This window comes from Pleionea sediminis (assembly GCF_007570825.1).
Classification (GTDB): Bacteria; Pseudomonadota; Gammaproteobacteria; order Enterobacterales; family Kangiellaceae; genus Pleionea; species Pleionea sediminis.
Window position 1 is genome coordinate 308780 of record NZ_SUNB01000003.1, and the last position, 12346, is coordinate 321125.

8 protein-coding genes are annotated in these 12346 nt (G+C 40.3%); 4 read left to right on the plus strand and 4 right to left on the minus strand.

Annotated features, from left to right (window positions below; all coding sequences use genetic code 11):
* Positions 1 to 83: 83 nt before the first annotated feature.
* Entirely contained in the window at positions 84 to 971 is an 888-nt protein-coding gene (locus tag FAX86_RS15285; RefSeq protein ID WP_144394333.1) for a LysR family transcriptional regulator, read from the plus strand.
* 13 nt (positions 972 to 984) lie between these two features.
* Here FAX86_RS15285 and FAX86_RS15290 read toward each other — a convergent pair whose 3' ends face one another.
* The 4 genes from FAX86_RS15290 to FAX86_RS15305 form a co-directional block, all read right to left on the minus strand.
* Complete coding sequence (locus FAX86_RS15290; RefSeq protein WP_144394334.1) at positions 985 to 2583, minus strand: hybrid sensor histidine kinase/response regulator; 1599 nt, start codon at positions 2581 to 2583, stop codon at positions 985 to 987.
* Positions 2584 to 2799: 216 nt separating this feature from the next.
* Positions 2800 to 3411, minus strand: a complete 612-nt coding sequence (locus FAX86_RS15295) for an FMN-binding negative transcriptional regulator (RefSeq protein ID WP_144394335.1) — start codon at positions 3409 to 3411, stop codon at positions 2800 to 2802.
* 138 nt (positions 3412 to 3549) lie between these two features.
* A complete protein-coding gene (locus FAX86_RS15300) occupies positions 3550 to 4683 on the minus strand; it encodes an ATP-NAD kinase family protein (protein ID WP_342778963.1) in 1134 nt (377 codons plus the stop codon).
* Entirely contained in the window at positions 4684 to 5223 is a 540-nt protein-coding gene (locus FAX86_RS15305) for an elongation factor P hydroxylase (RefSeq protein ID WP_144394336.1), read from the minus strand.
* Positions 5224 to 5633: 410 nt separating this feature from the next.
* Here FAX86_RS15305 and FAX86_RS15310 point away from each other — a divergent pair, with 410 nt between their 5' ends.
* From FAX86_RS15310 to FAX86_RS15320, 3 genes are all read left to right on the plus strand, one after another.
* Positions 5634 to 7781: an adenosylcobalamin-dependent ribonucleoside-diphosphate reductase gene (locus tag FAX86_RS15310; protein WP_144394337.1), complete on the plus strand. Its 2148-nt coding sequence runs from the start codon at positions 5634 to 5636 to the stop codon at positions 7779 to 7781.
* Between the two features lie 33 nt (positions 7782 to 7814).
* On the plus strand, positions 7815 to 8504 hold the full coding sequence (locus tag FAX86_RS15315) for a TSCPD domain-containing protein (RefSeq protein ID WP_144394338.1): 690 nt from the start codon (positions 7815 to 7817) through the stop codon (positions 8502 to 8504).
* A 711-nt stretch (positions 8505 to 9215) separates the two neighbouring features.
* Positions 9216 to 12332, plus strand: coding sequence for a ligand-binding sensor domain-containing diguanylate cyclase (locus tag FAX86_RS15320; RefSeq protein ID WP_164503608.1), 3117 nt, complete (start codon positions 9216 to 9218; stop codon positions 12330 to 12332).
* Positions 12333 to 12346 lie beyond the last annotated feature (14 nt).

The window sequence follows — 12346 nt, forward strand, 5'->3', positions numbered from 1 at the left end:
AAATCAATTAGTTGCCGCCATATTACGGCAGAAAGTGATAAAATAATATTTAAGCTTTCTTTTTATCTTATTAAGTTTTATTTATGAACTTTGAACAACTTAAAATTCTTCACCACATTATAGAGGATGGTGGCCTCAATGCCGCTGCACGACGCCTTAATAAAACTCAACCTGCCTTGTCGATAGCCATAAAGAAACTTGAGTCGTCCGTGGGCTTCGACATATTAAGTCGCGATCATTATCGCCTCGAGTTAACAGAACGAGGCAAAACCTTTTACCGTCAATCAAAAATGCTTTTGCAAGACATGGAGCGCCTAAAAACACTGAGCCAGCAACTGTCTAAGGGAGAGGAACCTTCCTTTAACATTACTTTCGAGCAGTCTAGCCCGCCCGATCATTACATGCCGGTGTTTAAACAATCGCTGCAGCGGTTTAAGGCCACTCAGTTTAAATTTTCCAGTGGTTATCGATTTTCAGCACTACAACACGTTAGCGAGGGTTTAGCTGATCTGGGTATTGGTCCCTGGTTTCATGTAATGCATTCAACTGGAGATTTTGAAACTTTACCATTAGGGGAATTTCATTTACTGGTTGTCGCTTCGCCCAATTTGATTTCATACAAAAAGCCGATCACGCTCCAATCTCTGAACGATTATCCTCTTATTACCACCCAGGAGAGCGGCCTCAATTTCGATAATGAAAGTTTGTCTTCGTTTAAATCAGCAAGCCAACAGTGCCGTGTTAACTCACCAGAGACTTCTCGCCAAATGTTGATTAATGAGATGGGTTGGGGAATGATTCCTAAACATTACGTTGAAGATGATCTAAAACAAGAACGACTTAAACCGTTAAAAATACTCGACTTTGAATCGGAATTTACTGGCGAAATACGGGCCTTTCGACAAAGGAATAAAACCCACGGACCTGTCGCGGAATTCATATGGCAATCGCTTAAAGAAAACTGCAGTTGATAAATAAATTAAATTAGTTTTGAGACGTTGAAGACTTAGTATTCATGACTCTACTAATCGTCTGACTAAGCTTATTAATATTGTATGGTTTATCAATGATGCCGTCACAGCCCCAGCTTCTCAAGTTTTCGGAGGTTCGAAGATTTAAATAACCAGTCACCAGTAAAATAGGAATGTCAGGTCTAATCGACTTAATTTCTTTCATCAACTCGGGGCCCATCAGCTTTGGCATGGAGTAATCAGTAATAATGAGATCAAATTTATCAGGAGCACTCTTAAAAGCCTTTAAAGCTTTATGACTGTCTAAGAAACTGGTAACGGTGTAACCAAGTTGTGATAAAACCTCTACCCCCATATTGTTGACAACAAGCTCATCGTCAACCAATAAAATATTTCCCTCTCCTAGCAAGAGTGACGGATGAGTTAAAGGCAATATTGCAGAGGATTTACCACTCATAATAGGAAAATAAATTTTAAACGTTGTACCTATATTAAGCTCACTTTCAACTTCAATAAATCCATCATGTTGCTTAACAATATTTGCGATTATTGATAACCCCAACCCGGTGCCGCGATGTTCATCTTTTTCTTTTGTGGTAAAAAACGGATCAAATATTTTTTCTATTGTCGCTTCACTCATTCCGCTTCCATTATCAGAAACGGTTAAACAAATATATTGAAACGCTGTTTTAATTTCATTTGTGGAATCATAAGGCTGAGTTGAATCAAGTGATAATACAACTTTCCCTTTTTGACTGATGGATTGAATCGCGTTCAACATCAAATTTAAAATAACCTGATAAATTTGTGAGGATTCTGCAGCAATGGGTGGTAAATCAGGCTCAATATTAAATTCAATTTGAATGTTAGGTGGTGCCGACGCTTTGATTACTGTCACGACTTCATTGGCGAGCTCATCTAATTGAACCGCATTCAAACTGGGTATTGATGTCCGACTTATCACTAAAATCTTTTTGACTAAATCTTTAGCTCGCTTTGCAGAGTCTTCAATGTGATTAATTTTTTCGATTAGTTTTTCTGATCCTTTTAATTGCAAACGCAACAATTCCGAATATCCAATGATGGGGGCTAGCAAATTATTAAAGTCATGAGCAATTCCACCAGCCAAAGTACCCAAAGCTTCCATTTTTTGAGCTTGCTTTAATTGCTTTTCTAACTCTAACTTATCCTCCTCTGCATGTTTTCTTTCCGTAATATCGACAAAGTTTATAATCGCTTTATCAAGCTCTCCGTCATCAGAAAAAATAGGCGTTGCATTGACCATCACCCAGGTAATGTACTCTCGATCCGGTCGATTTACTCCCAGTACAAGATTTTTAAGTGTCTTTTTAGTCGCAAAAACTTGGCTCACCGGATAATCGCCAACCTGCATTACCGTTAAATCTTCATGCAAGAAGCACCAGGCTTGATCAATAGCCCTCTTACCCGACATTTGCTCACGGTTCAATCCTAAAATATTTGACGCTTCGGGATTACTGTACAAAATACTGGTATCACGATCGTGAACAACAACACCTACCAGCAAGTCATGCAAAGTTGACTCAAAGTCTTGTTCACGTCCGAGACGCTTATTTTGAACTTTTTCACTCACGATAAGCGCTTAAAACAAACTGTTTAATTATGGTGTTCACAAAAACACTCCACGCACAGCTTGATATTGATAACGACTGAAGAAAAACCGACTTCTTACCTTTTCAAAATTAAATATCACCAAATAGAGATGACGTAACCTACGATTCGACAACAATTCCTTAATACAATAAGTATAGTTCAGTTTAAAAACATGACCGTCGATATTGATTAGTATTCATTTTCCTAATCCTAAGTTTCTTGAAATCATATATCTTAACAGCGATTGCTCTTCTTGAGATATCGAGTTTTGTAATCCACTAACCACACCACGCTGATCCGCCAAACTTCGATGCTGCCCCAACTTTTCTTTACCCTCTATCGATTCAATCGTTAATCGAAAACCGACAATGCCTTTGTTCAATTTCTTCTGGTATTCAGAAGTGAGAATTTCAGGCTGCTCCAATAAAGAAGGCTCGTATTGACGAATCAACTTATTAACTAATTTTAATGTTGCCTCTGAGTCGAGTAATTCCGTTACACCGGTAACATGTACGCTGCTGTAATTCCAGGTAGGTACCGCAGGTTTTGATTCGTACCAAGTCGGTGAAATATAAGCATGAGGTCCCATAAAAATGGCAAGTGCTTGTGCGTTATCTAAAGTTCTTGCATGTTCATTGGCAGCTGATACATGCCCCAGCAATGCTGGCTTATCAGCAGATAGATCTAAAACTAAAGGAATTTGGCTCGCGTTTAAGTCAGAGGTAACTAAGGTAGCAAAACCGTAGGTTTTAATAAAATCATAACACACGGAAAGTTCTTCAATGCGCCATTTGGAGGGCAAGTGCATGCTAGTTCGCTTTCTTTTTATAATAAACTTTCAACAATTTAGCATAAAACTTTAAATTTCAGTTAGTACTTCGGGCTTAACTGTCAGCGGACAAAAAATTGTTAACGTCCAGAACTCAGTTAATCAATCGAAATGATTTCAATACTCCAAGCCCACTCGATAAATGACGGCATCATGATAACCGGTAATAACACGTTTTGTTCCAGTCAGCTCCTCATCCAATTCAGGATCGCCACTGTCGATAATTAACGGACGTCCTTCTAATGCCTTCAGTTTTGACTTGGTTGCAATGACATGAATGTTATCCCAACCAAGCCTTCGAATGAATTGTGCAGAGATTTGTTGATTGCCTCGTCCTATGATGTGGCCTTGACCACCAATTAACGTGATGAATACTTCTAGTTCGTTACCCGCTGTTATCAAAGTGATTAAGTCGTGAGCCGTGACATCCGATTGAATGAGCTGTTGATTTTTAATGATATCAACACCAAGCAAAGTATTTTCCAGTCCGAGTTGTTCCATAATAAATGCGCAAGTTGAACCCGAACCAATGGCGTAATACACGTCCGGTTCCATCGATTCGATAACATCAGCCGCAATATCATCAAGGACCAGTTCTTCAACCTCTTTACCGCCTTCCTTTGTAGCCTGAACAAACTGCAAAACATCAGGGACATTCAAGCTGCCAAACGTGCGCGCTCTAACTTTACCCGCACGAAAAGCGTCTTCATCAATATCCATTACAGACGCTTCTTTCAACGATAATAATTCACCCAGTGCTAGTTGATTAATAACAATGCCTGCTGCTTTGGGTGTCACTGCATATACGCCAGAATGAATTTTGCACCCCGCTGGAACTCCAAGAACTGGAATATCTTTTTCCAGCGCGGCAAAAACATCTCGTGCCGTGCCATCGCCTCCAGCGAATAAAATAATATCAATACCCTCAGCTTCCATTGCTTTGACCAACCGTTGAGTATCTTCAGCAGTACTGGGCTGCTCAATACGCGCAAGAATGTCAGGTGTAAAGCCCGCTTCTTTTGCAGACCGTTCTCCCATATTACCCGATGCCGTTAAAATGCGGATGGACGACCGAACTGATGGGTCAATCATGTTAAGCGCTTGGGTCGCTTTGTTCATTGCCAACTGAAGTGCACCACGCGCCAAAGCTTCGTCTCGAATGGCTTCGCCATCACTACCTTTCAGAGCAACACTGCCGCCAATGCCAGCAAATGGGTTAACGATAAGCCCGAGTTTAAATTGCGTCACCACTTATATTTGCTCCATTAGCTGAGGGGATAATTGTGGTCGTCGGCCATTGTGGAATGTTCTTACCAACTGATCAAACAAACATTGTGCTCGCTCAGGCAAACCGCTGTGCCAATAATTCAGAAATTGTTGTGTCACAGCCTGACGAAATGTATCCGAGGGAGCCGCTTGTTCTTCCAGATTATCAGCTGATAAGTTAAAGGTATGCCCACACGCGATCGATAAAGCCCATTCGATTGCTTGTGGTTTCACTTCAACTTGCTCAAAAATCGATTGTTGATCCGCAGTACGCCCATCGGGCTCATACCAATAACCAAAGTCATCGAGTTGGCGCCTCTCAGCACCGGCAATGCTCCAATGAGCAATTTCATGTAAAGCGCTGGATAAATAGTCTTCTCGCGAAATAATTTTTGCGGGCTCGCCCTCTTTTGCCGCTTGATAAAATGGCTCGTCACCACCAAACAACAAACGGGTATTGTAGGTCCGAAAAAATAGTGCCTCGAATATGGATTTTAGTTGTTTCAATTTGGCAACTTCACTCATGCCATTACCCTACTTTATGGTAATCAATCTACCGGCGCTATTTTAAGCAATTTTGATTGAAATTCCAGTTGCAAAAGTGCGATATTTTCTCTCACAAAACATGAGGTTATCTCGACAAAATACTTGACTTGAGATGGGTAGCAAAAACATCCAAATATCTCAATAAAAAAAATTTTTTTTTTAATTTTTCTCTATTTTCAAGGATATAGCGGCCGATTGAATATTCCACAGCCATTTATCGATTTGTTTTGATTTGGCAAAAAAAAAATCTTGCTATATATTGTGTTTACTATCTGGATTCCTCCCACATCTAGTGATTGTTGAAGTCAAACAATCAAGAGGATATCCACAACCCAGTCTTGAGTTATTAACAGATTTACACACAGGCAAGTAAAAGGGATGCAATCACCATGACTGCGCTAAAAAAACAAATAGAAGCTAGCAATTTCGACATCGAACTCCAAACCACCTCCGTTGATATCTGGGATACCAAATATCGATTAAAGACCAAAGATGGAGCGCCCGTCGACAAATCGATCGATGAAACTTACCAACGAGTTGCTCGAGCTTTGGCCGATGTCGAGGCCAAAGACAAGCAAGAAGATTGTTACGAGCAATTTTTGTGGGCACTCAGGCATGGTGTGATTCCAGCCGGAAGGATCATGTCAAATGCAGGTGCGTTAGCGCACAAACCGGCAACATCCACCATCAATTGTACCGTCTCTGGCACCATCGGCGATTCGATGGACGGCATTCTTGAAAAAGTACACGAAGCAGGCTTAACACTCAAAGCAGGCTGTGGAATCGGTTACGAATTTTCAACATTACGTCCTAAAAATGCTTACGTTTCCGGCGCCGGCGCTTACACGTCTGGCCCACTTTCCTTTATGGATATTTACGACAAAATGTGTTTCACCGTATCAAGTGCTGGCGGTCGTCGTGGAGCACAAATGGCCACTTTCGATGTGGGGCATCCGGATGTCATGGACTTTATTCGTGCAAAACGCGAAGACGGCCGATTACGTCAATTTAATTTATCGCTTCTAATCACTGATGAGTTCATGCAGGCAGTAATCAACGATCAAGACTGGCACCTTGCCTTCCCCTTGACCGAAAAAGAAGTTGAAGTTGATAACATCGATATCAAAGATCCAAAACAAGTTATTTGGCGCGACTGGCCGGCAAAGGACAGTTATATCGTTGACAAAGAAGGTCGTGTTGCTTGCCGCATTCACAAAACCATTCACGCAAAAAACCTTTGGAACATGATAATGTCAGCGACCTACGATTACGCAGAGCCTGGATTTATCTTGATCGATAAAGTGAATGAAAAAAATAATAATTGGTTTTGTGAAGACATTCGAGCTACCAATCCTTGTGGAGAACAACCATTACCTCCCTATGGCTCATGCTTACTTGGATCCGTTAACCTGACCAAGTTTGTTAAAAACCCTTTCAGTGAAAAAGCTGAATTCGATTGGGATAAGTTTAAAAAAGCCGTCAAAATTTTCACTCGCATGCTCGATAACGTAGTTGAAATTAATGGATTACCATTAGATGGTCAACGCGATGAAATTTTAAGAAAACGCCGTCATGGTATGGGTTACCTTGGCTTAGGTTCTACTCTAACCATGTTGCGTAAAAAATACGGTTCAAAAGACTCGGTCGACTTTACAGAACAAGTTACTAAAGCGCTCGCAATGGAAGGCTGGCGAGCTTCTCTTGAGTTGGCAGAAGAGAAAGGCGCTGCGCCGATTATGGAAGAAACCTTTAAAGTAACCGGAGAAATGTTACGTAAACGTCCAGAAATGAAAAAAGATGGCATTAAAGTCGGCGATAAAATTAAAGGTAAAGTGTTGCATGCAAAATACAGCCGTTACATGCAGCAAGTGGGTCAAGAAGATCCAGAATTGATCGAGCAACTCGCCAAAGTTGGTGCACGATTTACTCATCACTCATCAATTGCACCAACAGGCACAATTTCGTTGTCATTGGCCAATAATGCGAGTAACGGTATTGAGCCAAGCTTCGCTCACCATTACTCAAGAAACGTCATTCGAGAAGGTCGAAAGTCAAAACAAAAAGTGGATGTATTCTCCTTTGAGTTACTGGCTTATCGAGCGCTCATTAATTCAAAAGCAATGCCCTTTTCGGATCAAGAAGACGAAAAGCTGCCCGAGTATTTCGTAGCGTCAGATGATATTCAACCGATGCAACATGTGGATATTCAAGCCGCGGCTCAAAAATGGATTGACTCATCAATATCGAAAACAGCCAATGTGCCGACCGATTTTGATTATGAAAACTTTAAAGATATTTATCTTTATGCTTACGAGCAGGGCCTAAAAGGTTGCACTACCTTTAGATTCAATCCAGAAGTATTCCAGGGCGTTCTGGTGAAAGAGCAAGACCTGGAAAATACTACCTATCAATTTACGCTTGAAGATGGTTCAACTCTTGAAGTAAAAGGTAATGAAGAAATTGAATACGATGGTGAAACACATACTGCAGCCAATTTATTCGATGCCTTAAAAGAAGGCTACTATGGCAAGTATTAACCAACGAATCTCAATTGTAAGGAATTAATCATCATGGTACACAAAATTACTAAAAGCATTGTTGGTTACAAGGTTAAAAAACCTGACGCGCAAGCGGAGCAACCAGCAGCAGAAGAAGCACCAAAGAAAAGTGCTGATATCGTGCAAATGCACGAAAGTGTTGAACGCCCAGAAATGTTATTGGGCTCCACTTATAAAATTAAAACACCACTATCAGAGCATGCACTTTATGTCACGATTAATGACATAGTGTTAAATCCTGGTACTGAGCATGAACTGCGTCGCCCTTTTGAAATATTCATAAACTCTAAAAACATGGATCACTTTCAATGGGTCGTTGCTTTAACTCGTGTTGTCTCTGCTGTCTTTCGTAAAGGCGGAGATTGCACATTCTTAGCGGAAGAGCTTAAAGCTGTATTTGATCCTAAAGGCGGCTATTTCAAACGCGGCGGTCGCTTTATGCCCTCATTGGTCGCTGAAATTGGCGAAGCCATTGAGTCGCATTTGAAAATGATCGGCTTACTTAAAGATGATGAGTTGGACGAACATCAGAAAAAGCTAATCGCAGAAAAGAAAGCTCAATATGAACAAGTCACTGCCAAAAAATCGGAAAGTGAATTTCCAGAGGGCGCTCAACTGTGTAATAAATGCATGGTAAAAGCGTCAATTATGATGGATGGTTGCATGACGTGTTTGAACTGTGGTGATTCTAAATGTGGTTGAGCAATGAATTTTATATAATAATGTAGACTGCATTATCCACCACAATATTCATTACTAAGCCCCCTAACACTGTGTTTTTGGGGCTTTTTCATGTCTCGATGTCCTACTGATAACACTACCCTGTAATATTCTTTGTTGGCCCCATTCGCATTGAGTAAAACTTTTATCATCTCTCGATATATCAGTAGAAATCTTCATCAATAGTGCGAACTCAGAAAGATGCTCAAAAAAAGGTATTGGAATCTGGATCAATGATATTATCGCAGCCTATTGCGCAACTTTGCTAGGTGCACTAAGCTCTAACGTTATTTATGAATCATCCAACCTAATTCTTATCATTTTTCTAGAGGTCACTCTGCTTAGTACATAGTTTAATTTATTAGAGCCCCAAAAAACAGTGATACGAGATTGACCTAAATACCGTGATTAAAATGTTCTTCTGCTTAAGCAATGTTGGAAAATTTTACGATTAACGTAAATAATTACGTTTAAGACACTTTTTAAAGATTTCGATGTTGAACGCTTAATTAAGAAGTGATTAATGAAAAACATTCTACAATCAACTAAATATCCACCTTAAACTCTATGGCCAATATAACAAGATTGCTGTTTCAATCGTTATTTTATCTTTTATTATTTACACCATGTATTTTGCATCTCAAAGGATATGCAAAAAAAGAGAGCCAAGCCGATCTATTTAGCTTAGGACAATTGAATTTTCAATTTGTCGCGGATGATGCAGCTATCTCCACCTGTTGTACCTCAATAACACAAGACCAGTCTGGATTTATCTGGTTGGGCAGCCAAAGAGGTTTATACAGATTTGATGGCTACGAATTCAAACGATATATACACGATCCCAATCAGAGAGATTCATTAGCCGGAGACTTTGTTTACAGTCTCTGGAGTGCAGCAGATGGAAAAATATGGATTGGTACCATAAATGACGGCGTTTCGACTTACCATCCTGAAACAGATAGTTTTAGCCACTACAGAGGGTCGAAAGAATCGAATACCGGTTTACTCAATAATGAGATACGTACTATAACAGGAGATAACAAAGGAAATATTTTTGTAGGAACCAATGAGGGATTAAGTCACATTAATGTCGAAACTAGAGAAATAACCAACTTTAAAGACATTCAAGGTTGCCCCACTGCTTACCAGACAAAGCAAATACGATCGCTCGTGTATGACGAAAAAGGCACCCTATGGATGGGTACCACATCAGGTCTGTGCCGGTTAACGCTGCCTGAACTCCGGAAGAGTCTCTCGGCACCGAACTGGATTGATTCGGTTAGGGGTGAGGAATGGTCTGACTTTAACTCTCAAACAGTCTATCGGTTGTTTAAATCAAGAGACAATAAGATTTGGGTAGGCACACGCAGTCATGGCGCTGCTAGCATTAACATCGCTACCGGGGAGATAATCCGTATTCCCTATTCACCCGATTCAAATGAAGCACTTGGTCATGGATGGGTATTCGCTATAACACAACCTAACGACACGGATATATGGATAGGTACTTTTGGTGGTGGAATTGATGTTGTCGATGCAAAAAGTGGCAAGGTAAATCAAAAACTACGTCATGATGCCTCTAACGAGAGGAGTCTGAGCTCAGATTACATTGGGGCATTATTAACTGATGAATCCGGGCTTATATGGGTAGGAACCTGGGGAAATGGATTAAGATTTTACAATACTCACAATAATGCGTTTCGAACATTAAGGCATAGTCCTTATAAGCCGATGTCACTTAGCAACTCAGATATCAGTGCTATGATAGAGCTTAAAAATGGCGATGTATGGATCGGCAACCGAAAAACAGGCATTGATATTTTAAAACCAGGAAAGGGATTGGTAAAAGGTATCCGCCCCAACTCAGAGAGCAACTTGAGTCTACCTGATGGTTTTATTAGGGTATTGCTTCAAACTTCCGATGGCGCAGTTTGGATAGGAACTTTTAATTCTGGACTTTACCGTTACACAGAATCTGAACCAGAATTAGAAAGTTTTGCTATCGACAATAAGGTCGCCAATATTCAAATTAGTGCGCTTTACGAGACACCTGACAAACATCTATGGGTCGGCACAAATTACAATATTGCTAAAATAGATTTAACCACTTTGCAATTCACTCCTTTAAAACAGTTCGAAAACATTGATTTAGTCAGAAATAAAGGTATTAACTCATTTAAAATGACGAAAGACGGGGTTTTGTGGATCGGCACCCAAAACGGTCTTTTTGCGCTATTGACTCACAGTAACAAATTACTTCCTATAAGTTTCGCCGCCGGCACTACAAATATATTATCTGATAATACTATTGAAAGTTTGGTGATCGACAATGAAGGAACTCTATTCGTTGGTACTTCTGAAGAAATAGTAAAGTTAGTTAGTTTCGATAACAGCAAGGCTGTTTTTGAGTCTGTTAGTAATAATATCGATACCCCAGACTTCAACAGTTCCAATCTCATGGTTGACCAGTTCGGCAAAATTTGGCACGCAGAAGGTTGGCTAAACCCTAAAGAGAAGACATTCCAATCCTTAAGTGAAGAAGATGGCTGGACTATAGGCAGCAATTGGTCTGGCTCTTACTACCAAATGCGTGATGGAACCCTGCTCTTCGGCGGAACTGAGGGATTACTGATGGTCGAACCAGAATTACTTAAACCTTGGGACTTCCAGCCCAACTTAGTCATCAGCCAGTTAGAAGTGAATAACAAAATAACCACCATTCCTCAAAAATTAACGTTAACACCAGATACCCAAAGTTTTTCTGTCCAGTTTTCAGCTCTGGATTATAGCGCCCCTGGCAAGATTACATACGCCTATCGTCTAGAAGGATATGATAATGACTGGGTTGAAACTAACGCGGGTAACAGACGTGCTACTTACACTAATCTACCTCCTGGCAATTACACACTTAAAGTGAAAGGAACAAATCGACACGGAAAATGGAGCGATAAACGGGTTAAGTTTGCCATTGTGCAGCAACCAGCTTGGAATGAGACTTGGTGGTTTAAGTTGATGCTTCTACTTGCTTTTTCGGGATTAACTTATTTCATAAGTTGGGCAAGATCAAGGTCATTAGAAAAACAAAAGGCTGAGCTGAATCACTTAGTTCAACTAAGAACATTGGAGTTGGAAGAAAAAAACAAGCAATTGGAAACAGCTAGCTTAACTGACCAACTGACCGGTGCGAAAAACCGCCACTTCTTCGAAAGATTTATTCATCAAGAAATAAAGCAGCAACAACGTACCAATGAAAACCCAAAAGCCTCGACTCGATCCTGCATCGGTATCATGATTGTAGACGCCGATCATTTCAAACAGGTTAATGACGTACATGGACATAATGCAGGTGACCAGGTATTGATTCAGCTGACCCAGGTATTGCAAAATTGTTGTAGAGAAAACGATTGGGTAATTCGGTGGGGAGGCGAAGAATTCCTAATCGTCTGTCGATCAACGACACTATCTGCACTACAAGAGTTAGCTGAAAGAATAAGAAAAGCCATCGAATTTCATGACTTTAATATCGGCGAGGGAAAAACACTTAAAAAAACCTGTTCAATTGGGCTCTGTGAATGTCCTTTCATTGAAGGAGAACAAATCTTTACGATAGAGCAAACCCTTCACATGGCAGACTTGGCGCTTTATATGGCGAAAAGTAATGGTAGAAATGCTTGGGTGAGTATATCTAATCTTGCAGAACATCCAGATGCTAGCACAAAACAGATAATCCTAGAAGATATTGAAGGAGCAACCGATAAAGGTTATTTACAAATTACTTCTTCAATAAAAAGACTAAACAAAAATAAATAAGTTTAATGAATTTT

Excerpts from the sequence above, each read along its gene's own strand:
- FAX86_RS15315 (WP_144394338.1), top strand. The coding sequence starts at position 7,815 with ATGGTACACAAAATTACTAAAAGCATTGTTGGTTACAAGGTTAAAAAA.
- FAX86_RS15310 (WP_144394337.1), top strand. The coding sequence starts at position 5,634 with ATGACTGCGCTAAAAAAACAAATAGAAGCTAGCAATTTCGACATCGAA.
- FAX86_RS15295 (WP_144394335.1), bottom strand. The coding sequence starts at position 3,411 with ATGCACTTGCCCTCCAAATGGCGCATTGAAGAACTTTCCGTGTGTTAT.
- FAX86_RS15305 (WP_144394336.1), bottom strand. The coding sequence starts at position 5,223 with ATGAGTGAAGTTGCCAAATTGAAACAACTAAAATCCATATTCGAGGCA.
- FAX86_RS15285 (WP_144394333.1), top strand. The coding sequence starts at position 84 with ATGAACTTTGAACAACTTAAAATTCTTCACCACATTATAGAGGATGGT.